The organism is Qipengyuania rhodophyticola (genome assembly GCF_042493225.1).
In the GTDB taxonomy this organism is placed as follows: domain Bacteria; phylum Pseudomonadota; class Alphaproteobacteria; order Sphingomonadales; family Sphingomonadaceae; genus Erythrobacter.
The window spans coordinates 1191878-1215547 of the sequence record NZ_CP170454.1 but is presented as its reverse complement, the minus strand read 5'-3'; the positions used below and the strand labels follow the sequence as shown (position 1 = coordinate 1215547).

Annotated in this window: 19 protein-coding genes; 12 read left to right on the top strand and 7 right to left on the bottom strand. The window is 56.9% G+C overall.

Annotated features, from left to right (window positions below; translation table 11 throughout):
- Positions 1 to 10: 10 nt before the first annotated feature.
- Positions 11 to 1351, top strand: a complete 1341-nt coding sequence (locus ACFCXQ_RS05740) for an alpha/beta hydrolase family protein (RefSeq protein ID WP_379553928.1) — start codon at positions 11 to 13, stop codon at positions 1349 to 1351.
- Positions 1352 to 1537: 186 nt separating this feature from the next.
- Here ACFCXQ_RS05740 and ACFCXQ_RS05735 read toward each other — a convergent pair whose 3' ends face one another.
- A complete protein-coding gene (locus ACFCXQ_RS05735; protein WP_379553926.1) occupies positions 1538 to 2317 on the bottom strand; it encodes a M48 family metallopeptidase in 780 nt (259 codons plus the stop codon).
- A gap of 29 nt (positions 2318 to 2346) precedes the next feature.
- Complete coding sequence (locus ACFCXQ_RS05730; RefSeq protein ID WP_379553924.1) at positions 2347 to 3774, bottom strand: aldehyde dehydrogenase family protein; 1428 nt, start codon at positions 3772 to 3774, stop codon at positions 2347 to 2349.
- 139 nt (positions 3775 to 3913) lie between these two features.
- Between ACFCXQ_RS05730 and ACFCXQ_RS05725 the strand changes: the two genes are divergently transcribed.
- A complete protein-coding gene (locus ACFCXQ_RS05725; RefSeq protein WP_379553922.1) occupies positions 3914 to 4603 on the top strand; it encodes a flavin reductase family protein in 690 nt (229 codons plus the stop codon).
- Between the two features lie 15 nt (positions 4604 to 4618).
- Here the strand turns inward: ACFCXQ_RS05725 and ACFCXQ_RS05720 are convergent, their stop codons facing one another.
- Together ACFCXQ_RS05720 and ACFCXQ_RS05715 are read right to left on the bottom strand one after the other, a co-directional pair.
- Positions 4619 to 5770 carry an acyl-CoA dehydrogenase family protein gene (locus tag ACFCXQ_RS05720; protein ID WP_379553920.1) on the bottom strand — a complete coding sequence of 384 codons (1152 nt, stop codon included), beginning with the start codon at positions 5768 to 5770 and terminating at the stop codon, positions 4619 to 4621.
- The gene (locus ACFCXQ_RS05715; RefSeq protein ID WP_379553919.1) at positions 5767 to 6822 is read right to left on the bottom strand and encodes an acyl-CoA dehydrogenase family protein; all 1056 of its coding nucleotides are present in this window, start codon (positions 6820 to 6822) and stop codon (positions 5767 to 5769) included. Before ACFCXQ_RS05715 ends, ACFCXQ_RS05720 begins: the two co-directional genes overlap by 4 nt.
- 115 nt (positions 6823 to 6937) lie before the next feature.
- Here ACFCXQ_RS05715 and ACFCXQ_RS05710 point away from each other — a divergent pair, with 115 nt between their 5' ends.
- The 7 genes from ACFCXQ_RS05710 (at position 6938) to ACFCXQ_RS05680 (ending at position 14640) form a co-directional block, all read left to right on the top strand.
- Positions 6938 to 7978 (top strand): glycosyltransferase family 2 protein, encoded by a 1041-nt coding sequence (locus ACFCXQ_RS05710; RefSeq protein WP_379553917.1) that lies wholly within the window; start codon positions 6938 to 6940, stop codon positions 7976 to 7978.
- Positions 7979 to 8011: 33 nt separating this feature from the next.
- Positions 8012 to 9706, top strand: coding sequence for a hypothetical protein (locus ACFCXQ_RS05705; protein WP_379553915.1), 1695 nt, complete (start codon positions 8012 to 8014; stop codon positions 9704 to 9706).
- Positions 9707 to 9757: 51 nt separating this feature from the next.
- Complete coding sequence (rfbA, locus tag ACFCXQ_RS05700) at positions 9758 to 10636, top strand: glucose-1-phosphate thymidylyltransferase RfbA (RefSeq protein WP_379553913.1); 879 nt, start codon at positions 9758 to 9760, stop codon at positions 10634 to 10636.
- Positions 10636 to 11181: a dTDP-4-dehydrorhamnose 3,5-epimerase gene (gene rfbC / locus ACFCXQ_RS05695; protein WP_379553911.1), complete on the top strand. Its 546-nt coding sequence runs from the start codon at positions 10636 to 10638 to the stop codon at positions 11179 to 11181. Before rfbA ends, rfbC begins: the two co-directional genes overlap by 1 nt.
- On the top strand, positions 11178 to 12044 hold the full coding sequence (gene rfbD / locus ACFCXQ_RS05690) for a dTDP-4-dehydrorhamnose reductase (RefSeq protein ID WP_379553909.1): 867 nt from the start codon (positions 11178 to 11180) through the stop codon (positions 12042 to 12044). Before rfbC ends, rfbD begins: the two co-directional genes overlap by 4 nt.
- Positions 12037 to 13128, top strand: coding sequence for a dTDP-glucose 4,6-dehydratase (gene rfbB, locus ACFCXQ_RS05685; protein ID WP_379553907.1), 1092 nt, complete (start codon positions 12037 to 12039; stop codon positions 13126 to 13128). The genes rfbD and rfbB overlap by 8 nt, the downstream gene beginning before the upstream one ends.
- Positions 13129 to 13194: 66 nt before the next feature.
- Complete coding sequence (locus ACFCXQ_RS05680) at positions 13195 to 14640, top strand: lipopolysaccharide biosynthesis protein (protein WP_379553905.1); 1446 nt, start codon at positions 13195 to 13197, stop codon at positions 14638 to 14640.
- Between the two features lie 17 nt (positions 14641 to 14657).
- On the opposite strand, the gene ACFCXQ_RS05675 is transcribed toward ACFCXQ_RS05680, so the two are convergent.
- Positions 14658 to 15689, bottom strand: coding sequence for a hypothetical protein (locus tag ACFCXQ_RS05675; protein WP_379553903.1), 1032 nt, complete (start codon positions 15687 to 15689; stop codon positions 14658 to 14660).
- 50 nt (positions 15690 to 15739) lie between these two features.
- Positions 15740 to 16528 (bottom strand): rhamnan synthesis F family protein, encoded by a 789-nt coding sequence (locus tag ACFCXQ_RS05670; protein ID WP_379553901.1) that lies wholly within the window; start codon positions 16526 to 16528, stop codon positions 15740 to 15742.
- 80 nt (positions 16529 to 16608) lie between these two features.
- Here ACFCXQ_RS05670 and ACFCXQ_RS05665 point away from each other — a divergent pair, with 80 nt between their 5' ends.
- Positions 16609 to 17601, top strand: a complete 993-nt coding sequence (locus ACFCXQ_RS05665) for a glycosyltransferase (RefSeq protein ID WP_379553899.1) — start codon at positions 16609 to 16611, stop codon at positions 17599 to 17601.
- On the opposite strand, the gene ACFCXQ_RS05660 is transcribed toward ACFCXQ_RS05665, so the two are convergent.
- Positions 17577 to 18698: a glycosyltransferase gene (locus tag ACFCXQ_RS05660; RefSeq protein ID WP_379553897.1), complete on the bottom strand. Its 1122-nt coding sequence runs from the start codon at positions 18696 to 18698 to the stop codon at positions 17577 to 17579. The two genes, ACFCXQ_RS05665 and ACFCXQ_RS05660, sit on opposite strands and share 25 nt — an antisense overlap.
- A 167-nt stretch (positions 18699 to 18865) precedes the next feature.
- Between ACFCXQ_RS05660 and ACFCXQ_RS05655 the strand changes: the two genes are divergently transcribed.
- Together ACFCXQ_RS05655 and ACFCXQ_RS05650 are read left to right on the top strand one after the other, a co-directional pair.
- Positions 18866 to 20563 (top strand): BCCT family transporter, encoded by a 1698-nt coding sequence (locus ACFCXQ_RS05655; RefSeq protein ID WP_379553895.1) that lies wholly within the window; start codon positions 18866 to 18868, stop codon positions 20561 to 20563.
- Positions 20564 to 20922: 359 nt separating this feature from the next.
- Positions 20923 to 23574 (top strand): TonB-dependent receptor, encoded by a 2652-nt coding sequence (locus ACFCXQ_RS05650; protein ID WP_379553893.1) that lies wholly within the window; start codon positions 20923 to 20925, stop codon positions 23572 to 23574.
- The last annotated feature ends 96 nt before the right edge of the window (positions 23575 to 23670 follow it).

Sequence of the window (23670 nt, the reverse complement as noted above, 5' to 3'; positions counted from 1 at the left end):
CAGGGTTCTCATGAAGAAAAGATACATTGCGCTTGGTGTTCTCGGCATTGCCTGCGTTGGAGTGGGCGTCACCGCGTTTGTCGCAAGCCCGACGATCCACGAGGGCGCGCCTGGCGAAATGCCTGAGCTGGGCCGGCCCGGCGTGCACACGATCGGCACGCAGGAAATTGCGTTCACCATGCCCCAGCGCATTTCCTTCCCAAAGCTGGGCCTTGCAACTGGCCAGACAGACCGTGTCAATCGCACGTTGCAAGTGCGCTTCTGGTATCCGGCTGAGGCAATGGCTGGGGCGCAGCCAATCACTTATACGCATACGATGGACCCGCCAGATATGGAGCCGTTTAGGCTTGAGTTTTCTGGGCGGGCCTTGGCCGATGCGCCGCCCTCAGATAGCAGCACATACCCGCTCGTGATGATCTCGCATGGCTTCAATGGATGGGGCACGCAAATGAGCAATCTGGGCGAGCATCTTGCATCGCGCGGCTATGTCGTGGCTTCCATTGATCACGCCGATATGAAGCTTGAGGGCGCGGCCGACTTTATTCATTCCTTTGCCAAAGTGCTGGTGGACCGCTCACTCGATCAGCGTCAGATCCTAGCGCAAATTGCCGAGCGTTCTGGCGATAATGCTCGCGGCGTCTTCGCGATCATCAATGCTGAACAGACCGGTCTCATCGGTTATTCGATGGGCGGCTACGGCGCGCTCGCCAATGCGGGCGGGGCCTATGACTTTGACAGCAGCACCCTCAGCAGTGTTCCAGACCAAGCGCTGGAAGTGCTCAAGGCTGCAACCGCTGGGGCGGCACCGATCGATGCGGTGGTTGCGATGGCTCCTTGGGGCGGCCAGCCTGATAACCGCGTGTGGAGCGCCGAGACGCTCAGCCAAATCGAAATCCCCTCGCTGATCATTTCCGGTAGCGCAGACGATGTCAGCAATCACAGCGAGGGCGTAAGCTGGATTTTCGATAGCCTCACCGGAACGCAGCGTCATATGCTGGTGTTCCGCGAGGCGCGGCATAACATTGCCGGTAATGCGTTTGATCTGCCTGAAGGCGCGCCCTTCCGCGCAATCGAATTTCTCAACGAACCGGTCTGGAGACAAGGCCGGATCAATGGCATCAATCAGCATTTCGTGACCGCGTTTCTCGACCTCCATCTCAAGGGTGAGGAGGACAAGCGCAGCTATCTCGACGTCCCTGTTCCAAACGCGAATGACGGGACATGGGAGGTCGGCTTCGGCGATCAGCTCAATGGCAAGCTAGCCGGGCCGGACGAGGGCGAACATTGGCGCGGCTTCCAACGGCGCTGGGCGCTGGGCCTTGATCTGGTGGGCAAGGAAGCGGGCGAATAAGCAAGCTCTCGCTTTACTTGCCTCGCCGCCCGCACCCTCCGCCCTTCCACCCGGAACCTACTGGGACAATATCCGGGTGGAAGGGCGGAGGGTGCGGGTGGCGCGGTTAGAAAAAGATATCCCCAAAACAAACGGCCGCCGAGATTTCCCCCAGCGGCCGCATTGTTTCAAAACTGAGTTTAGACCTTAGAGCTTTTTGCGCATCCGCTTCGCTCGGCTGTCTGGGCTCGGGTGCGTTTGCAACCATGGCAAGCCGCCACTGCCGCCGCCCATGCCAGCCAGCTTTTCAAGCGCTGTTACGCAGGCCTGCGTATCGTAGTTATTCGCCTCCATAAACTCGAAGGCATAGTCATCTGCCTGGCGCTCATTCTTCTGTGAATGCTGCGCGGAGATAACATCACCAAACAGCTTGCCCAGCTCAGAAGAGGCGAGCCTCTTTACATCGCTGCTCGCTGTGCCCGCGACGCTAACCGCAGCCTCACGCTGCAACGCACCCTGCATACGCTTCTTGGTGTGCTCGCGTTTCACATGGCCGATTTCGTGACCGATTACATAGCGAACCTCATCATCAGTGAAGTCATCCATCAGGCCAGCAAAGATCCGGATCGTCCCATTGGCCATCGCAAATGCGTTCACATCGCGAACCAGATAGGCTTTGATGTCGAGGTCAAGCCCATCATAGGTTTCGAGCCCTTGCGACAAAGCCGCAAGCCGCTGGCCATAAGGATCATCAGCGCCTGCAACCGGATTATTGCTATCCATCTCTTCAGACATCTGATCGAAATAGACTTTCATTTCCGCATCAGAATAATTCGCCGCTTTCGCCACTTTCTTCGCTGAGCCAAGCACGTTGCCAAGGCTCTGCGCACTGACGGGAGCAGCGATGCTCATGCCGCCCAAAATAGTGCCCATGGCCAAAATCTCGCGGCGCGAAATCACGCCCTCGGTATTGTCCTTATCATCCATTATGCAATCCTCCGATGCATTAACCCCGCTTAAGCAGGCACGTTGTCCTTCTTAACGGTAATTACTTGAGGGTAGGTAAATTCCAGTAAGCCTTCCTTACCATATTCAGCGCCGAAGCCGGATTGCTTGTGGCCGCCAAATGGGGCGAAGGGCGAGAGGTGTAGGAATTCGTTGATCCAAACCGTACCTGTCTCAAGCTGTTCGGCCATCTCAACGCCCTTGTCAGGGTTGGCCGTCCAAATTGCGCCCGCGAGCCCGTATTCTGAATTGTTTGCTCGCTCGATCACTTCATCTTCGGTAGCAAATTTCATCAGCGGCATGACCGGGCCAAACTGCTCCTCAGCCACGATCCGTGCATCTTCTGGCGGATTGTCGAGGATGGTGATCGGAACATAATAGCCGGTGCCTGACGGATCCGTGTCGCCGCCGGTCAGGAATTTATAGCCATTGTCTTTGGCATCCTGAACCAGCTCAAGCACGCGCTCATATTGCTTCTTGTTCTGGATAGGGCCAACGCCTGTGCCTTGCTCCGACCCGTCGCCGACTTTCACCGTCTTGGCATATTCGGCAATCGCTGCGGAGAGATCGTCATAGATATCCTCATGGATATAAATGCGCTTGGCCGCGACGCAGATTTGGCCCGCATTAGAGAAGCTGGACCAGAACAATTGCTCAGCCACTTTCTCGACATTGGCATCGGGCAGAACGATCGAGGCGTCATTGCCGCCCAGCTCCAACGTGATGCGTTTAAGGTCAGCGCTCGCGCCTTCCATGATCTTCTTGCCCGTCGCGGTTGAGCCAGTGAAGGTGATCTTGTCGATATCGGGGTGGCCGGTGATAAGCGGCCCGAGCGAGTCTTCGCCCGTGATGATGTTGACGACACCCGCTGGCACAACGTCCTTGATCAGCTCGGCAATGCGCAGCGTCGCAAGCGGAGTAAATGGCGAAGGCTTGAGCACGATGGTACAGCCTGAAAGGATCGCAGGCGCGACCTTTTGCATCGCCATCATAACCGGGAAGTTCCACGGCACGATCCCGCCAACCACGCCCACTGGCACGCGGCGCGTGCGGCTGAGCCGCGCATCACTATCCTCATTGATCTCGTCATCGAGATCGAGCGTTGACTGCGCCGCAGCCATGCCCGCTGCACCGAAAATCTCGCCCTTGGCCTGATCATGCGGCTTGCCCTGCTCTGTCGTCAGCAGACGGAACAGCTCATCCGCGTTTTCCTTAATGACGCCCGAGATCGCCTGGACCACTTTGCGGCGGTCCTCAATCGGGGTCTTCGACCATGTTTTGAACGCACGCCGCGCGGCGGCAACCGCCCGGTCCAGCTCATCTTTACCGCAGGAAGGGACGAGAGCGATGACTTCTTCATTGGCCGGGTTCACGACTTCCATAGTCGCGGAAGTCTCAACCATCGCACCATCGATCAAATTGGGGAATGTCTTTGTCATGTCTCTCTCCAGGCTGGCAGCGCTAAGAAGCGCAGCGATTCTCAGTTTCATTTGTAAACCTACATGCAAGCCGCTCTGTGCGCTAGCTTATTGCGAGCCGCTATTTGAATTCACGCGCTTCCGCACTAGATAGCGTGCCATGAGCTTAGTGCGCGCAGATAGTCGGCAATTTCGCGACGCATTGGGTTCGTTTGCAACGGGCGTCACGATCGCAACCACGACCGGCCCTGATGATGAGCCGATTGGTGTCACCGCCAGCAGCTTTAACTCCGTCAGCATCGACCCACCCTTGGTGCTGTGGTCATTGGCCAAAAGCAGCCTGTCCCGCCCTGCCTTTTGCGAAAGCGGTCACTTTGCTGTGCATGTCTTGTCGGCTGATCAAGATGATCTAGCGGACCGCTTTGCCCGCACTGGCGAGGATAAATTCGGCGATTTGACCTGGACCAAGGGCGAACTTGGCTCACCTGTTCTTGATCATTACGCTGCGAAATTCGAGTGCCGCACTCAGCACCAATATGACGGCGGCGATCACATCATTATGGTCGGCGAAGTCGTGGGCTTTGAAACGCGCGATAAGGCTCCGCTGCTATTCCACGGCGGTCGCTATGGCGATCATCGCCCGCGCAGAGAAGCGATGAGCGAGACCGGTCGCGAAGAGGAAAACCTGTTTGCGTTGATCGCGAAGGCGCATGCTCTGATGGCAGAACGGATGTCTGCCGAAGATCGAGAAGCATCATCACCTATGAGCCTTGCTGAAATGCGCGAAGCTGAGGAGAGCTTGAGAAGGGTTATTGAGCGGCTTGAGCGAGTTTCTGCTAAAAGAGCCTAGCCACCCGCAGAGTTACTACCGCAGACCAAGCCCGCGCGCGATAATCCCGCGCAATATCTCCCGCGTTCCGCCGCGCAGGCTGAAGGATGGCGAAACCATCACCAGATGATCAAGCACAGCGAGGAAGTCCTGCTTGGCCTCATTGCGCGGCGCAAAGGTGACAAGCTCGCGGGCGATCGCCGGAATATCCTGTTCCAGCACAGCGCCCAAATCCTTAATGATGGAGGCCTGCAAGGCCGGATCTTCGCCCGCCTCCAGCATCGCCGCGACACCGCGCGAAAGCCGTCGCAGCACGGCGATATGCGCGGCCATTCGACCCAGCGCCGCAAGCGCATGCGGGTCGCTTGAGCCGGCAAGAATACGCGTTAGCTGCACCACCAATTCAAAGGATGAAAGAAACCGTTCCGGCCCGCTACGCTCAAAGGCCAGCTCGCTCATCACTTGGTTCCAGCCATTGCCCTCTTCCCCGATCAGCGTGTCGGCGGGGACAAAGGCGTCCTCAAAATTGACCTCGTTAAAATGCTCTTGGCCCGCAAGATCGCGGATCGGGCGGATGGTGATGCCGTCGGTGTTTTTAAGGTCAATCAGCAACTGGCTGGTTCCAGCTTGGCGCTGTTCCACACCGCCGCTCGTGCGGCAAAACAAGATCATATAGTCCGCGCGGTGCGCATTGGTGGTCCAAAGCTTCGTACCATTGATCCGGTAGCCGCCGTCGGTAGATTCGGCCCGCGTGCGGGTTGCGGCAAGGTCTGATCCGGAATCCGGCTCGCTCATACCAATGCAAAACACGCATTCGCCCGCCGCAATTTTGGGCAGGATTGCTCGGCGCTGCGCCTCGGTTCCAACGTTCAGCAACAGCGGCCCGCTCTGACGCTCCGCGATCCAATGCGCAGATACCGGCGCGCCCGCCGCGAGCAGCTCTTCAACCACGACATAACGCTCAAAAGCGGAGCGTTCCTGACCGCCATATTGCTTCGGCCAAGTCATGCCGAGCCAACCTTTCGCACCCAGCTTGCGGCTGAAGTCGGCGTCAAATCCATCCCAACTGCGCGCTTTGCGAACAGGGGTTTCGCTGGCCATCTCGCGGGCGAGGAAGTCGCGAACTTCCGCGCGGAGTTCCTCTGCTGCGGCGCTTTCGACGGGCTCAGGGAAGTTGATCTGGCTCATGCTGCAGCCCCGCCGAGCTGAGTGATCATTGGCCAAAGCCCAGTCGGTCCTGCCGCAACCGCCGCTTCGCCAAGCTCGCGGTTCCAATAGGCCTCATTGCCGAACTCCTCGCGCCATGACCACAAGCAGCGGGTGGAATGATTGAGCCGGTGCTCGCGGGTGAATCCAATCGCCGCAAAAATCTGATGCGCGATCGCCGCGCCATCACCGCCTGCCTCACTTGCGCGCGATTTCGCCGCCGCAATGCCCGCCCGCGCGACATTATTCGCGAAGGAGCTTGCCGCAAGCCCAGCCGCGCCATTGGCCGCGGCGCTTTCGCCCGCAAGCCGCGCAAGGTTTTGCTGAACCGCCTGAAACTTGGCGATGGGCCGTCCAAATTGCTCGCGCTCGCCAGCATATGTCACCGCCATATCCAGCACACGCTCTAGAGCACCGGCAATGGCAGCCGTTCGCAAAGCCGCGCCAGCAGCTTCGACAATAGCGGGCGTCAATTCAGCAGATTCGGCAACCATGCCATTCGACAACTGAGTATCAAAGGTGAGCGTGTCGCGCGGTTGATCCGCCAAATTTGCACCATGATGAATCTGGCCAAGCCCACGGTCGATCCGCGCGACATGACCATCAGCAATCAGCACCATATCGGCAAACCGTCCCCAAGGAACGCCGCTCACCGTGCCAGCGATATGCCAGCCCCCCACACGCCGTTCCAAATGCACATCATCGTCCGGCTGAGGCACAGCGACCGTCAGCGGCCCTTCACCCAGCGGCAACCCGGCCTGCGCGAGCGCCCAATTGCCCAGCATCGCCTCTGCTAGCGGCAAAGGCACACAAAACTGGCCCGCAAAGTGCACTAGCGCAAAGGCATCTTGCACAGGCAGGCCAAAGCCGCCCTGCTCCTCGCCGAGCAGCATCAACGGCGCGCCAAACTCTGCCAGCGCATCCCAAGTTTCGCCCAGCCATTCGCCCCGCTCAGCCCGGCGGATCGCTTCATCATCAACGGAGGCAAAAACGCGCTGCGCTGAGTCCAGTATGAGGTTTGTCTCATCTCTCATCACGCGAAGTCTTAAGTGACTGCATCGCAAGAGCAAAGCGCTAACTGCGCCGCCAGATCATGGTTTCCAACTATGGTTTACGCTTCGTAAATCTATTTATACGAAAGAGGGGAGCATGACTAAGCTCATCATCCAGATACCCTGTTTCAACGAGGCAGAGCACATCGCGGAAACCGTTCGCGCTCTACCCAGCAGCATTGACGGCATTGACTGCATCGAAGTGCTCGTAATTGATGATGGTTCGCATGATGACACCAGCAAAGCTGCCCGTGAGGCAGGCGTCCAACATATCGTTCGTCATCGCCGAAATCGTGGGCTTGCTGCGGCGTTCCAAAGCGGAGTTGACCGTGCGCTGATCGAGGGCGCAGACATCATCGTCAACACGGATGCCGATGGGCAATATGTGGGCGAAGATATTGCCGCACTTGTGGCCCCGGTTGCCGAGGGCAAAGCAGACATTACGATTGGTGATCGCGGCGTTCGCAACAATGCGCATTTTGGGTTTGTGAAGCGGCGATTGCAGCGGCTTGGCAGCGCCGTGGTGCGCCGCTTGTCACGCACGGATATTACCGATGCGGTTAGCGGATTTCGTGCGTTCAGCCGTGATGCGGCGCAGCGCATCTTCATCACGACAGATTTTTCCTACACCACAGACATGCTCATTCAGGCTGGACGCAAGCGTTTGCAAATTTCCAGCGTGCCAATCAGGACCAACCCTGTGGTACGCCCATCGCGCCTGTTCAGTTCAATTCCGAGCTTCATTTCGCAAACCGGTGTTACGATTGCGCGCGCTTATACGACGTATAATCCGCTACGCGTCTTCGTTGGCACAGGGCTGCTCATCGCACTGGTCGGTGCCTTGCCGATCCTCCGCTTCCTTTGGTTCTATGTGAATGGTGATGGCAGCGGCCATATCCAATCGCTGGTCATTGGCGGCGCGCTGCTCATCCTCGGTGTGCTGATTGCCATGCTCGGCATTCTTGGCGATCTCATCTCTGCCAACCGTAAATTGCTTGAGGCGAATTTGCGCCAATTGCGCAAGGTCGATGAGCAATTGCACCATATCACCCATTCTCTTCCCGCCGAGCCTGATCATTTTTCGGCCGGCAATTCGGCCCCAAACTCCGCTCCCACTCTCGCTTCGCACAAAAGCTGAGCGGGCAAAGGCATCGCAGGGGCGGCAAAGAGCATGAAAGACCAATCGGCCGATCGGCGCCCTAACCTTGCTGTGATGATAGTGCTGGCCGCATGCTGCATCGCGCAGATGCTGCTGATTTTGCGCCTTAACATCAATTGGGATGAATATTGGTTTCTCGGGCGCATTTACCTCGCCAACGCAGGCGAGCTTCGCGATCCGTTTCAAAACTTCCATGTCCAACTGCTCGGTTGGATTGCCCGGCTACCCTTGGGTGCGATTGACCAGATCATCGCCGGCCGCTTCGTCATGTTACTCTGCCAGTTCGCGGGGCTTAGCTGTCTCTACTGGATCGCCCGCAAACTAGCTGATGGGCCGAGTGCGCTTGTCATAGTACTGCTATACTTCGGCGCGACGTATTCACTCGCGCATGGAGCGAGCTTTCGCACAGATCCGCCTGCCGCCGCCGCAATGATGGGGGCGCTGGCACTGCTTTTTGCAAAGCCAAAATGGTGGCGCAGCGTTCTCGCTGGCAGCCTCGCCGCTATCTCGCTGCTGATCACGGTCAAAGCGGTTTTCTACCTTCCAGCGTTTCTGGGCGCATTGCTATTTAGTTGGCGAGATCATGGAGCGGGCCGCATCCTTTTCCACTTTGCGCTCGCCGCCGCCGCGACACTGATCATCGGACTTTTCCTGTGGATGTGGCATTCCGCGACCCTGACGCCCCCCGCTCTGCAAGGAGCAGCGTCAACAGCTGCCCCAGCAGCTGCGAACGGGCTCGAACGCGGTGTCGCCGCCAGCAGTAGCGCTGCTCAGAAAGTTATTGGTGAGCAAGGGTGGTTCCCAAGAGCGCGTTACATAAATGATTGGATAGTGGGCGGGGTCGTCCCGGCTTTAGCGATAGCGGCAGGCGCAGCGCTGTCCGTTCGCAGCTTGATTGTAACTCGAAAAAGAGGACTGGCGATCACACTCCTGCTATGCGCTTTGCCGCTCGTGACGTTGGCTTTCTATCGCAATGCCTATGCCTATTATTTCCCGTTCATACTCTTTCCCGCATTACTTGTCGCGCTTCCAGCGGTGCAGCGCCTCGCGCAGCTGCGCCAGCCGATCCTTCAAATGGGACTCCTGGCAGTCCTGGCTTTCGGAATGATTGGTCAAATGATCTCTTATTGGCCCCGAGTTCAAGACGCTCAGCGTGCCTATGCCGCCGCCGTCCAAGAGATGTTCCCCGAGCCAGTGACCTATATCGCGCGCAGCTCAATGTTCCCGTCCAATCACAAGAGCGGCTTTTTCATGAGCAGCTGGGGCATTGAGAGCAGCAATCTGCCCGGTCATCCCGGCATTGATGATGCGATACGGCGTGATAGCCCGCCCTTGATGATGCTCACCTCGCCAGCGCTCTTGAAAGCAGCGAAGCCAGAGTTCGACTATGATAGCCCGCGCCTATCGACTGAGGATGAGGCGATGGTGCGTGCGCATTACATTGAACATTGGGGCGATATCTGGGTGGCAGGCAAAGAGCTATCCGGGAAATCTGGCCAATTCGAAATCATCATAGCTGGCGTTTATACTGTGGAGTGTACCGGAGAACGCACGCTGGCCGGGCGCCTCCGGCGCTGCGGCGACGTAGTGACACTTGCCAAGGGACAAACGAGCTGGGACGGTGGCCCGGTGACATTGCGCTGGGGGGCCAATCTGCCAAAACCGCAAGAAGCCCCGCCAGGCAAACCGAGCTATTACCGGCTATGAACGCCGCCCATCAAAGCCAATCAAACGAAACTTTTCAGGGAAAGTCACATCATGCGTAAAGGGATCATTCTTGCCGGCGGTTCGGGCACGCGCTTGCACCCGCTTACTCTGGCGGCCTCAAAGCAATTGATGCCGGTCTATGACAAGCCGATGATCTATTATCCAATCTCGGTTTTGATGCTGGCTGGGATCCGCGAGATGCTCATCATCACCACACCGGAAGATCAGGCAGACTTCAAAAAGTTGCTTGGCACAGGAGAGAGTTGGGGCGTCGAATTTCACTATACCGTCCAAGAAAAACCCGAAGGGCTCGCGCAGGCATTTCACCTTGGCGAGGACTTCATCGACGGCGGCAAATCCGCGCTGATCCTTGGTGACAATATCTTTTATGGCCACGGCCTGCCTGAAAAGCTGCGCCGCGCAAATGCGAGCGACGATGGCGCGGTGGTGTTCGGCTATCACGTTGCTGATCCAGAGCGTTATGGCGTGGTTGAGTTCGACGACAATGGCCGTGCGATTTCAATCGAGGAAAAGCCGGAAAAGCCGCGCTCAAATTATGCGGTCACCGGGCTGTATTTCTACGACGAGCGTGTGGTCGAATACTCCAAGGCGATCAAACCATCTGCGCGCGGCGAGTTGGAAATCACAGACGTGAACCGCATGTATCTGGAACAGGGCAATATGTCGGTAGAAATGATGGGTGCAGGCGTCGCCTGGCTCGACACCGGCACGCATGCCTCGCTGCTCGATGCTTCGCTTTACACGCGCATCATTGAGGAGCGGCAAGGCATGAAAATCTGCTGTCCTGAAGAGATCGCCTGGCGCATGGGGTTTATTGATGATGAGCAGCTTATCAAAGCTGCGGAACCGCTGAGGAAATCGGGTTATGGCGACTATTTGCTCAAAGTCATGCAATCGAGGCGCACCTGATGCAAAGGCTGGAAATCGGACATCCTGACGTTGCTTTGCTGGAGCCGAAAGTCTTTGGCGACGAGCGCGGCTTTTTCCTAGAAAGCTGGAATGCGCGCAGTTTTGCTGAGCTGGGCATCGCCGAGACGTTCGTTCAAGACAATCACTCGAAGAGCGCGAAAGGCGTGCTGCGCGGACTGCACTATCAGCTGAGCCGGCCGCAGGGAAAACTGGTCCGTGTGATCGCCGGAAGCGTGTTTGACGTTGCGGTCGATATCCGCCGCTCCAGCCCGCATTTCGGGAAGTGGGTCGGCGCAGAGCTATCCGCTGAAAACAAGCACTTGCTATGGGTCCCGCCCGGCTTTGCGCATGGCTTTGTGAGCCTCGAAGATGGAACTGAATTCCTCTACAAGTGCACTGATTTCTATGATCCGAGCGATGAAAGTTGCATCGCCTGGAATGACCCGGAGCTTGGCATAGGGTGGCCGGACTTTGGCGAAGCACCGCAGCTTTCAGCCAAGGATGCCGCTGGCGTGCCATTCTCCGAAGCAAAGGTTTACCCGTGAAGGCGGTGATCTTCGGGGCTGCCGGGCAATTAGGCACTGCGTTGCGCAATAGCGCACCAAATGGTGTGGACGTCGTGAGCATCACCCGCGCTACGTGCGACCTTGCTGACGCCGACGCGATCAAGGGCGTTATCGAAGCCCACAAACCGACCTACATTCTCAACGCCGCCGCCTACACTGCGGTCGATGCTGCCGAGAGCGATGAGCCGCTTGCCGCTGCGATAAACTCTGACGCCCCGCGCGCCATGGCGCAGGCGGCGCAGCGCTGCGATGCTCGACTAACCCATGTTTCTACCGACTTTGTCTTTGATGGCATGAAGAGCAGTCCGTACCGTCCAGACGACCAAGCCAATCCGTTAGGCGTTTATGGCCAGACAAAGCGCGATGGCGAGCTGGCTGTGATGGAGGCGAACCCGTCCGCGCTGATCGTACGAGCTGGTTGGATTTATGGCACGGCAGGCGATAACTTTGCAAAAACAATGCTCCGCCTCGGCGCCGAACGTGACGCATTGTCAGTGGTAGCGGATCAAGTCGGAACGCCCACTGCGGCGCGGTCGCTTGCCAACGCGCTCTGGCGGCTCACAAGCAGCGATACATCGGGGATCCATCATTACAGCGATAGCGGCGTTGCCAGCTGGTATGATTTCGCCGTGGCCATCTTTGAAGAGGCGGTCGCCGCCGGCCTCTTGGACCGCGCACCAGCAGTATCACCAATTCCAGCGACGGAGTATCCCACTCCCGCTGAGCGTCCCAAATTTTCCGTGCTAGACACATCAGACACAGATCAGCGGCTAGGCTCACCCCCGCCGCATTGGCGCGTCAATCTGCGCCAGGTAATTAAGGAGCTCAAAGACCTTGGCTAAGCTACTCGTAACAGGAGGCGCCGGGTTTATCGGCGCAAATTTCGTGCATCATTGGCGCGCCATGCACCCCGCTGACACCGTGATCGTGCTCGACGCACTCACGTATTCGGGAAATGCCCAAAACCTTGAGGCGAGCGACACCGAGTTGGTGGTCGGCGACATCGGCGATCAGTCATTGGTCGAAAAGCTCATGCGGGACCACGCAATCGACACCGTCGTCCACTTCGCGGCGGAAAGCCATGTCGACCGCTCAATCCACGGCCCCGACGCGTTTATAGAGACCAATGTCATTGGCACGCATAGTATGCTCAAAGCTGCCAAGTCTGTCTGGCTGGATGAGGGTGATGGCCAGCCGCACCGCTTCCACCATATATCTACTGATGAGGTATACGGCTCGCTCGAGCTGGATGATCCGGCGTTCAGCGAGACGACGCAATATGCGCCTAACTCGCCATATTCAGCCTCAAAAGCGGCGAGCGATCATCTGGTGCGGGCCTATCACCATACGTACGGGTTGGAGGTGACAACCACCAATTGCTCGAACAACTACGGCCCATACCAATTCCCTGAGAAGCTCATCCCGCTGTTCCTGCTCAATTGCCTGAGCGGCAAGCCATTGCCTATTTACGGCGATGGGCAGCAGCGCCGTGACTGGCTGCATGTGGAAGACCATTGCCGAGGGATCGAAGCGGCTTTGCTGCGCGGCAAGCCGGGCGAGGTTTACAATATTGGCGGAGGCGCGGAAAAACCCAATGTCGAGGTGATCGATACTTTGTGCAGCGTGGTCGACGCATTATTTGCGAAAGACGCGGCGCTGGCGGAACGTTTCCCCGACGCGCCTGCTGCACAAGGTAAGCCCTCCAACAGCCTCAAGATCACCGTTACGGACCGGCCCGGACATGATCGGCGCTATGCCATCGACGAGTCCAAAGCGCGCGCAGAGCTGGGCTATGCGGCGAAATGGTCCTTCGAGGACGGGCTAGACGCAACGATCCGCTGGTATCTCGAGAATGAAGCTTGGTGGCGCGCGATTATGGACGGCACCTATCGCCAATGGGTCGAGCGCAATTATGATGGACGGTAGCCAACCAGTCTGGTCTATCGGCCTGACTACTGGTGCGTTCGCCGCGCGCCCCACTGGCCATCGCAAATGACCTTGGAACGTGCGGCGAATGCGGGTTTTTGGGCAGGTGTTGACCTGCTCGCGAGGCAGCTCGTCACATTCATCGCAACGGTTTTTCTCGCCCGGTTACTTACCCCAGAGCAATTTGGCATTTTCGCCTTTGCGGTTCTCGCCGTCATGCTCCTCTCAACCCTTATTCAAAACGGCTTTTCAACGCTGATCGTTCAACGTCAGGATTTGGCGAAGGAAGATCTCGATCGGATCTTTACCGCATTACTTGTAGCCTCCGCATTGGCCAGCATTGCAATCACCGCCGCAGGGCCAGCTCTGGCAGCCTTTTACGGATTCCCAGAGCTTGCTCGCCTGTTGCCGATCGTCGCGATCCATCCGTTCGTGAGCGCACTTGCAGTCGTCCCAAATGCTCTCCTAACCAAGCAAATGCGCTTCAAGCCTATGGCCAATATTGGTTGGATGTCCGCAATAGTCTCAGGCGGCGCCGCTGTTTACGCGGCATTCCATGGCGCTGGAATCTGGGCGTTGGCGCTGCAAATGGTGCTTGGCGCGGCTCTGAGCACAATAGGCATTTTCTTCGTATGCAAATGGCGCCCGGCACTTAGGTTCGATTTTGCCAAGCTGAAAGAGCAAATGCGCTTCGCACTCCCGGTCAGTGTGGTCCAGAGCCTCAGCATCATCCACACGCAAGGCTTCGTACTGATAATCGCCAAAGCCTATCCGGTGAGCGATGTTGGACTGTTCAATCGTGGCTATGGCGTGGTGCAATTGTCGCATCGAATGTTCACCGGACTGGTCAGCCGCGTCGCCTTACCCCTTATGGCGGAGCGCGCGGGCGATCATGGTGCCTTGAGGAGCGGGTTGGAACGGGGGCTGGCTGGGATCATGATCCTGTCCACTCCCGCCTATGTCGGGCTCGCCATACTTTCTGAAGATCTGATTGTGACGCTGTATGGTGAGCAGTGGCGCGCGGCATGGCCTATCTTGAGCGTGCTTGCCATTGCCGGGATCATCAACCCAGTCCATGCGGCCAATATCCAAATCTTACTCGCCAAAGGCATGAGCCGGACGTATTTTTCGAGCGAACTCCTAAAACGTTTCATAGGGATCGGCCTGATGATTTGTGGAAGCTTCTTTGGCATTATTGGCGTGGCTTACGCATATGCTGCTTCGGTGGTTTTCTCGGCCTATATTAGCGCGGCCAATGCCAAGAGAATCGTAAGTGTAGGCTTGCTGGATCAACTCATGGCCTTGCGCGACATATGGATAGCGACCCTGGCGATGATGGGAGCAATATTAGCCTTTGAATGGCTGGTACCAACTGCCTCTTTCACGAGGCTTGCGATCGTCCCAATTATTGGCGCAGCCGCCTATTTCGTCACCGGGTATCTGCTCAAATCCCCGCTTTTCATTCAACTGTTCAAGGCCGGCAGCCAGTTGCTCTCGCGCAGCCAAACCTAAATCTGGCCGACGACCTGCTAGGGCAACAACAGGCGCTGCATCCATTGCGGAGCCTTTTGCCGAACAAATTGACCTGCCGCCTTGCGATAACCCTTTGCATGAGATTGGATGACACTTTCACTGCGACACTTAATCAGCCACTGACCGATACTGTCGGCCATCGCTGCATTAGCACGCAAATCGTCAATACGTTTGAAAGGCTGCGGCGTTGCTTGTCCGGCAAGCTTATCAAGAAAGTCCTCGAACACGGGCTGAGGCGGCAGCACAGGGTATCCATGTTGAGCGACAATTTCATCGACCAGCACCTGAGCGCTCAGACGCCGTTCATTGGGCCGTCCGGAAAAGTTGAACTCTGCATTCAGCGCGTAATTTTCATCAGTCACATAGCCATCACCGCCAAAGCGATCATACAAGAATACAGGTGTTCCAGACGCAAGCGCATAGCGCACCGTCTTGCCTATCGTCACGACACAATCAGCCCAGGCGATATCTGCGGGTTCGATCCGTTTTACCTCGCGATCTCTGCCAATAAAGCGCAGGGTATGCCCCTTTCGCTTGAGCAAGCTTGCCGCTTCCAACATTTCGTCAGGTTGGTTATTGCTGACAAAGAGGATGTTCTTCAGCGTGCGCTGCTCACGCTCGAAATGGAACTTTCGCGGTGCGGCGTTTTCAAATGATATCTCAAGGCCGCGCGCCTTGGCGGTTTCCGCGCTATTCGCAACAGCGATATCGACATATTCTTTGATCAAGCTTGGCGGGATCTGCTCCATGTCATCATAAGGAGACAAAGTAGCCCATATCACGAACGGGCGATGGTCGCCGTCCAGCTTGTTGAGTAGCGTCAAAAGAACATGATGCTGGGCCCAGACCAGATCGAATTCACCAAGATCAATTTCTTCAATGGGCCGCCAGTTTTCAAGCTCGGACTTTGCCGGCGTCTGCCCCCAATAGGATGTGGCAACCGCGCCAAAATGCTCCGCAACTTCCAAGGCCATGATCTCAGAGCCGCTCCACCCCTCAAGGAAGTCAGTCGCAACAAGAACGCGCATGTCTGCAATCTCCTATGGAAGGTTCAATGAGGGCAAGCCTGAGCGAGCGCTCAGAAGAGCATACTCTCGGCTAGGGACCAATCATAATCAGTCTTGATCCGGCGTTTAAATTGATCAAGCGAGGGGCCAATTTCTTTGGCCTCTCCCCACAGAAGCGATGCCTTGACGTAAGGGAAGCCTTGCCGAACAATCGCAAACGGGCGGGCAATGGTCGGGTCATCATAATAGACCGGCTTTTTCCGGCGCCCAGGCAACATCGAGGGGCGCAGCATCGTCCAGAGCGGATTGGGCTTGATATAGCTGCTCCCGGTGAAGCCGGCACTCTGGAAATGACTATAAAGTTCCAACTCATAGTCTAGGATGATCTGGCGCTTATCGGCATGGTCCTTTACATTGCCCCAGAAGGTATCCCACGACTGCGATTGCCATACCTGCGGTTGAAAATAGAGGAAGAAGCTCTGCAAATGGTCTTTGAAAAGGCGGTTCAGCGTCAGACCCCAGAAATCGGAGCCCCGCTTATCCATTTCGACAAACATGGGGGAGAGGTCAAAAAGCGGGCCAACAATGCTGCTATTTGTGAGCAGTAATCCATCATAGCCGCTCAGCTCAACCAAGCGCAGCTCGTCGCGCCAAGCACCAAAATCAAATCCCACATTCTCTCTTTGACGTACTGATTTACAGTACTCACCAAGCTGGGCTTCGCTCGCTTCATCTAGAGGGGAGTTTGACACAAAGAAGATATCGAAATCGAGCGCTGCCAGCGCTTCAACGTGATGATGGATATAGCCGGGCAATTCCGGCTCAGCCCAATAGCTCACAAAAATGCACGCCCGCTTCATGACACCCTCAACGGACCTATCGGCGCGTCTGCCGGATGTCCTTGCTGAATGTGCGTTACTTAAATAGGAGCATGCGCGCAATGCCAGCTATTTCCATCCTGCTCCCGACTTATAACGGCGCGCAATTTCTCGAAGAGCAGCTCGACTCAATCCTTGCCCAGAGTTTTGAGGACTTTGAGCTGGTCTCCATTGATGACGGGTCCAATGACGCCAGCGCTGAAATTCTTCGAGCATATGCTGACAGGGATAGCCGGGTAAGGGTGCTCGCGTCCGACGGCAATAAAGGCCAAAAGACACGCTTGAAAGAGCTGCTCGCAGAGGCCTCTACACCGCTAATTGCCATATCGGATCAAGACGACATCTGGGGTCCGCAAAAGCTGGAGCGGCTTTACGAAAATCTTGACGGTTGCTCGCTCGCTTTCGGGCCATCACACCTGATTGATGGCGCTGGCGACCCTCTGGGTAAAACCCTGATGGAAGCGCTAAATGTCGCGCATCACGGTGATGACCGCGTTGCCATTTTGCGGAGCTCGCGCGTCTCGGCGCATGCTATGTTGTGTCGCCGCGAAATCATCGACGAGGAGCTGTTCAGTTCTAAGCTTGCATTCGACTGGGTCATCAGCCTCATCGCGGCCTTTTCTGACGGCGTGCGCTACGTGCCCGATGCCGACACCTTTCACCGTCTGCATGGCGGCAATGCGCATAATGGCGGAGTGCTCAAAATGCTCAGGCCCTGGACCATAACGCTAGGCGATATCGAAAGGCGTATCACGCGTTTCAAGGCCAAGCGTGGCGACTTGATTGAGCAATTTGACCAGATGGCAGCCGCGTCGGCGCTCGCTCCCGAAATTCGCTCAACATTCGCGCGGTGCGCCGCCTTGTGCCGCGAGAACTGGGGCGATGCTGCAATGTCTTATGGCGGGGAAGCGCGCGACACATTCTTAGCGCTGCGTGAGCTGCTCTTGCCTCTGGCCGGCTCTGAGCGGGACTGGGAACATTTTGAAGTGCATCTTTGGCCGATTTGCCTTGGTCTCCCACGCCAAGCTTCTTACGTGCTCTCGCCGCCCAACTGAGCACTTTCGACCACCTCGGCCCAGCCTCGCGCCAATTCGTCCGCTGAAAATTTAGCAGCTATCTGCGGTGCCTCACGCGAATTAGCCATAGCTTGCAGCGCATTTACCAGCGCCGCTGGATCTCCGGGCGGTACAAGAGTTACTCCTGCATCGCCATCATCAACAAGCTCTCGGATCGCTGGGCTGTCGCGCGTGATCAGCGGCTTGCCGGCCGCGAGAACCTGGAAGACCTTATTAGGGATCACTCGGGCTGCTTTGCCGCTGGTCCCGAAAATACCGAGGCAGATATCGGCATTGGCAATTTCCTTGGTCAGATCCTCGTAAGCGACCCATTGCGTCCAACGCAGTTTGGGTAGAGCCTCGATGGCCAGCCTCGCACGGATTTTCGCAGCGTCCTGTCCCTCGCCCACCAGGTGCCATGCGATCGGCAAATCTCGCGCCAATGCTGCCGCCTCGACAATCGTCTCGACCCCGTGCAGAGGGATGAATTGGCCATAAAACAGGACTTGCAAAGGCTGATCGGGCCCGCGCGAAGTCGCGGGCGGCAACGCAAATTGTTCATTTTCCGCTCCGACAAACACGCTAGCGGTCCTCTCAGCGCTGATCCCGTAAAGCTCTTGAAAAAGCGCTGCATGCGCATCTGTATCGAGCACCACGCGCGATGCGGCGCGGCTCGCAAGCCATTCCCATCCGTACACAAGCCATGCGAGCGGATTCCGCCGCCCAACCATCTGGCGGTCGGAAACGACCGTATCATGCAGCGACAGAAACGCGTCCCACACAATCGGGGCCCCGCGCAATTTAGCGAAAGGCCACAGGATCATCACATCGAGATGCCCCATATAGGGTACGAGGACGACGTCATGCGCGGGTGCACGCAAATAGCGCCAAATGAGCCACGGGTAAGCCGCGAGCCAGCGCAGTGCCCGGCCAGCCCAGCCCAGCAAGGAAAGCTGGCTTTTGTCCGCAACACCTTCCCAGATTGAGGCGTGGATTTCATCGAGACCGAAGCCTGCGCGGCGCAGCGCGTCACGCAGTATGCGCGTCCGGGGTTTCCCCAGATCATAGGTGCCCCACAGGATGACCCGGCCTTTCATCGTCCTGAGCAATACACTGGCGGGCTCACCTTGCAACAAATCACCAAGCCTCTATGATCACCGCAGCTCACGCCATCTGCTGAGCACAAAGATCCGCACATCATCGGATCCAAAAAATAAGCGTTCGCTCGCAGCAAGGTTCAGGAAACCCTATCTCACATTCTCAATTGACCGATAAGGCTGATCTGCCGATCGACCCGCCAATAACTGACTTGCCAATCGACACGCATGACGCAGGGTTTTACGACGGTTTCAGCCGCGAAGTAACGATCCCGGCCAAGATCATTGTCTCGGTGATCATCATGTGGGCGATCTTCTTCCCCGTCAGCGCGGGCGAAACGCTGAAGGTGGCCAACTCCACGATTATCGCAACATTCAGCAGCTGGTATATCTACCTTGTGGCTTTGCTCGTGGTGGTGTGCGGCGCGCTCGCGCTGATCCCGCAATCGGGGCGCTTGCGCATTGGCGCACCTGATGAAAAGCCTGAGTTCTCGCGCTTTTCATGGTTCGCAATGCTCTTTGGCGCAGGCATCGGGATTGGCATGCTGACCTATTCGACCGGTGAGCCGCTCGCTCATTTCTCGAACAATCCAGACATTATTCGCGGCACGCTGGAGGCGCGCTCAGCCGAGGCCGTGCGCCCCGCCTATATCTACACCTTCCTGCATTGGGGCCTTGCCGCATGGGGCACCTATGCGCTGGTGGGTCTAGCGATTGGCTATGTCGCGTATCGGCGCGATTTGCCGCTGACAATCCGCTCCAGTCTTGCCCCCATATTCGGTCAGTCCATGTCCGGCATTTCGGGTCACGTGGTTGATATTGTCGCGGTGGTCGCGACGATCCTTGGCGTGTCGGTTACTATGGGTCTTGGGGTCGAGCAGTTCGTTGCTGGGCTTCACCGCGTGGGGATGGGTGATTGGTTGCTCGCGGATAGCGGCACGGCAAGCACGGCAGCGATTGTGGTGTCTCTGCTGGTGCTGGTGGGTGCCTCCACGCTTAGCGCGCTTTCGGGCGTCGGGCGCGGCATTAAATGGCTCTCCAACCTCAATATGGGGCTCTCTTTTGCGCTTTTGGTGCTGTTCCTCGTGGCTGGCTCTGGGCTGCTTGGGCTGACGCTGCTCGCAACAGGTATCTGGGATTACCTGGTCACCTTGCCGACCAATTCACTCCTTATCTTTGAAGATATGGGCGATGATGTGAGTGCGGCGCTCGTCCAGTGGCAACTCGACTGGTCGGTCTTCTACTGGGCCTGGTGGATCGCCTTTGCGCCCTTCGTAGGCATGTTTATCGCGCGCATTTCGCGCGGGCGCACAATCCGCGAATACATCTTTGGCGTGGTGATCGTGCCCTCGCTCATGTGCTTTGCCTGGATGGCGATTGTCGGCGGCACGGCGATTGATCTGGAGCTGAGCGGGGTCGCGGGAGGCGCAATTGCCGATGCTGGGATCTCGGATCAGCTGTTCGCCACGCTTTCGATCCTGCTGAGCCCCGGGCTCGCTTTAATTGTATCAGCGCTCGTCGTGGTCCTGCTGATGACGTATCTGGTGACCTCAGTGGACAGCGCAATCCTTATCATCAACACCATCAACGGCGCGGGCGAGGATGAAGGCTCACGCCGCTATCACATCCTGTTCTGGGGTGCGGCGCTCGCCTTTATGGTCGGCTCCATGCTGATCCTGGGCGGGATTGACGCGATCCGCATCACCATGATCATCGGCGCGCTGCCATTCTCATTTGTCGTTCTGCTGATGGCGGTCGCGATCATCAAAGCGGTCGTCTTTGACCTGATCCGCAAGAAACATGGCGTGCCGACCACCGCGCAGGCATGTCAGGAGTGGAACGGGGAAGTATCCACGGCGGACTAGACTTGCCCGTTAAGTAGGCATTCCAAGAATAAAAATCCATCAACTTGCCTATACTTCATTGTATTTCATGTCATACTTTTAGTATTGTAGATCAAATTATGAATAAAATTACCTATATATGGAAATGATTACCCCTCTTATATAAACAATTCGCTATCTAGATTTGTATGTTGTTATTCTGCAACATAAACCTCTGCTATCGCGAATTCTTAAGGTCTCACTGTGGCCGGGGCACCTGCAGCTTGTTAGGGCACCTCAGCAATGCGCGAATTTTGTGCGCGTTCGCTATGAATATTTGATCCAGCACCCAAACCCGGATGCTGTCGATCAACATGGGTTGTCTAAAGGGGACAAACAAAATGATGAGATTTGCAAGCTGCGCCTCGGCGAGTGCGCTGGCGATTGCTGTGGCTTCACCTGCGGTTGCACAGGAAGCCCAAGGAACAGATGGCGTGGTCGAAGACCGCGGCGGTGTGCCAACAATTGTTGTGACTGCGCAAAAACGCAGCGAAGACCTGCAGGATGTGCCGGTATCGGTTGCAGCCATCGGTGAAGAGGGCTTGGAAGAGCTCAACATCGATACGTTCGAGGATTACCTCGACCAGCTACCAACGGTGACTGCTGGCGGTAGTGGCCCAGGACAAAGCACGATTTACATTCGCGGCCTTGCCTCCACCACGCCTAACCTCACCACCGCCGGTGTTGCTGGCCTCGCGCCCAACGTTGCGCTCTATCTCGATGAGCAACCACTGGCGCAGCCGGGCCGTAACCTCGACGTTTACGCGGCTGACCTTCAGCGCATTGAAGTTCTTTCAGGCCCGCAAGGCACTCTGTTCGGCGCCAGTTCGCAGGCCGGTGTTGTCCGTCTGATCACGAACAAGCCTGATCTTTCAGGCTTTGACGCAGGCGGTTCTGCTGGCGTGTCGTTCACCAAGAGCGGTGAGACAAGCTACAAAGCAGAAGCCATGATCAACGTGCCCGTGTCTGACACGATTGCACTGCGCGGCGTCGTCTTCCTTGATGACCAAGGCGGCTATATCGACAATGTTCAGGGTACACGCGATGTCAGCGAAAGCGCACGCTTCCGTCCCGCCGGTACGGTTCGTGCCAACGGCGTTCCGGTAAATGCCAATCGCGGCGGCTTCCAAGCTGGCGCTGATCTGTCTGCGGTCACATTCCTGCCAACGGATAATGCGGGCCTCGTCGAAGACAATTTCAACGACACGCAATATTCCGGCTTCCGCGCAAGCGCGCTGTGGGAAGTGACGCCTGACTGGACTGTCACGGTCGCGCACTCACGCCAGAGCATCGAATCTGATGGCGTATTCTTCGCCGATCCAGAGCTCGACGGCCTCGGCGATCTGGAAGTCCAGCGCTTTGAAGATGACCGTATTGAAGACGATTTCTCAAACACCAGCTGGACTGTCGAAGGCCGCCTCGCAATGCTCGATGTGGTTTACACCGGTGCCTATACCGACCGCGAAACCAATCAGCGGGTCGATTACACCGACTATCTGTTTGTCGGTCAATATCTCCCCTATTACATCTGTGATGGATCGGTGAGTTATCCCGGTGCCGCCGCGCCAAGCGGCACGTGTCAGCCACCGAACCTTTTCGTGACCTCGGTCAGCGACACAACTGTGTTCACCCAAGAACTGCGCTTCAGCACCCCTGCGGAAAACCGCTGGCGCGTGACGGCAGGCGGCTTCTACTCCGATCTGGAACTGCAAGAGCGCAATGACTTCGCCTATCCGGGCAACGTCGCAGCGGCGCCATTTGGTGCCTTCGCGCCAAACTTCCCGCAAGCAGGCTTCACAACTGATCCTGGCCCATTCCCAGCCTCGACCATCTTCCGTAATGATATTCGCCGCACCGATGAACAGTTTGGCATCTTCGGCGAGGCAAGCTTTGATGTCGTACCTGATCTTCTGACGGTGACATTGGGCGCGCGCTATTACGATATCGAGGTTGATTTCGAAGGCAGCGCCAACGGCTCGTTCTGTAACTCAGGCGCGGCGGAAGACGCCAATGCCTTTGGTACAGACATTAACGATTTGTATGATGGCGACGGACAGTTCACCTTCATCGGCTCATGTAATGCCGCGCTTCGCCAGACCTTCACGCAAGGTCAAAGCATTGCCGACATTGAAGCAGCTGGCCTCAGCACCGCTCAGGCAACGCAGGTGTTCAACGCACTTGGTGCGCCAGACGTAGCGGAGACCAGCGGCACAATCTTCAAGGGTACGGTCACGGTCACCCCAACCGAAGATCTATTGTTCTACGGCACATACTCAGAAGGCTTCCGCCCCGGTCTGCTTAACCGCCCTGGCGGTGCGACCGGTGCAAACGGCTTTACCGTGCCGTTTGAGCTCGAAACCGATGAGGTGAAGAATTACGAGCTGGGCTGGAAACTCGATCTGATCGATGGCCAGCTCCGCTTCAACGGCAGCGCGTTCTATGTCGACATTAGCAATCTTCAGACCACAATCTTTGATCCCAGCATCACCAATCTGTTCTTCTCGGACAATGCGGCCGATGCGGAAATCATGGGTATTGAGGCCGACTTCACCGTCGCGCCATATGCAACGCCGGGTCTCACAATTGCCGGTGCATTCTCGCTGCTTGATACAGAAATCACAGAAGTTCTCACGCCAACCAATGACGTGATCGAAGGCTCTGAGCTCGCATTCGCGCCTTCCTTCCAGGGCAATCTGCGCGTTCGCTATGAGTGGGATCTCAATGATACGCTCGGTGCGTACATTCAGCCTCAAGTGAGCCATTCAGCATCGAAGTTTACCGACATCATCGAGATCAACAAGCTGGAGCTTGATAGCTACACAATTGTCGATCTGGCTGCTGGTATCACGGCGGACAATTGGAAATTTGAAGTCTTTGGCGAGAACCTGTTCGATGAGCGGGCCGAGATTTCGGGCAATTTCGTCAATGACCGCGAGCGGATCACGACGAACCGTCCACTGACAATCGGTTTCCGGATCTCATACGACTATTGATCCTGGCGGCTACTGATCCGATCTAATCGGTGAGGAAACGGCGGAGGCGGACCCTGATCATACGGGTTCACCTCCGCCGTTTTGCTTTGTATGGGC

What these genes read in the sequence shown, in the direction of transcription:
- ACFCXQ_RS05675 (WP_379553903.1), bottom strand. Translation starts at nt 15,689, where the DNA reads ATGCGCGTTCTTGTTGCGACTGACTTCCTTGAGGGGTGGAGCGGCTCT.
- ACFCXQ_RS05725 (WP_379553922.1), top strand. Translation starts at nt 3,914, where the DNA reads ATGAGCTTAGTGCGCGCAGATAGTCGGCAATTTCGCGACGCATTGGGT.
- ACFCXQ_RS05650 (WP_379553893.1), top strand. Translation starts at nt 20,923, where the DNA reads ATGATGAGATTTGCAAGCTGCGCCTCGGCGAGTGCGCTGGCGATTGCT.
- ACFCXQ_RS05720 (WP_379553920.1), bottom strand. Translation starts at nt 5,770, where the DNA reads ATGAGCCAGATCAACTTCCCTGAGCCCGTCGAAAGCGCCGCAGCAGAG.
- rfbC (WP_379553911.1), top strand. Translation starts at nt 10,636, where the DNA reads ATGCAAAGGCTGGAAATCGGACATCCTGACGTTGCTTTGCTGGAGCCG.
- ACFCXQ_RS05735 (WP_379553926.1), bottom strand. Translation starts at nt 2,317, where the DNA reads ATGGATGATAAGGACAATACCGAGGGCGTGATTTCGCGCCGCGAGATT.
- ACFCXQ_RS05730 (WP_379553924.1), bottom strand. Translation starts at nt 3,774, where the DNA reads ATGACAAAGACATTCCCCAATTTGATCGATGGTGCGATGGTTGAGACT.
- ACFCXQ_RS05710 (WP_379553917.1), top strand. Translation starts at nt 6,938, where the DNA reads ATGACTAAGCTCATCATCCAGATACCCTGTTTCAACGAGGCAGAGCAC.
- rfbA (WP_379553913.1), top strand. Translation starts at nt 9,758, where the DNA reads ATGCGTAAAGGGATCATTCTTGCCGGCGGTTCGGGCACGCGCTTGCAC.
- ACFCXQ_RS05715 (WP_379553919.1), bottom strand. Translation starts at nt 6,822, where the DNA reads ATGAGAGATGAGACAAACCTCATACTGGACTCAGCGCAGCGCGTTTTT.
- ACFCXQ_RS05705 (WP_379553915.1), top strand. Translation starts at nt 8,012, where the DNA reads ATGAAAGACCAATCGGCCGATCGGCGCCCTAACCTTGCTGTGATGATA.
- ACFCXQ_RS05670 (WP_379553901.1), bottom strand. Translation starts at nt 16,528, where the DNA reads ATGAAGCGGGCGTGCATTTTTGTGAGCTATTGGGCTGAGCCGGAATTG.
- ACFCXQ_RS05665 (WP_379553899.1), top strand. Translation starts at nt 16,609, where the DNA reads ATGCCAGCTATTTCCATCCTGCTCCCGACTTATAACGGCGCGCAATTT.
- ACFCXQ_RS05680 (WP_379553905.1), top strand. Translation starts at nt 13,195, where the DNA reads ATGACCTTGGAACGTGCGGCGAATGCGGGTTTTTGGGCAGGTGTTGAC.
- ACFCXQ_RS05740 (WP_379553928.1), top strand. Translation starts at nt 11, where the DNA reads ATGAAGAAAAGATACATTGCGCTTGGTGTTCTCGGCATTGCCTGCGTT.
- ACFCXQ_RS05660 (WP_379553897.1), bottom strand. Translation starts at nt 18,698, where the DNA reads ATGAAAGGCCGGGTCATCCTGTGGGGCACCTATGATCTGGGGAAACCC.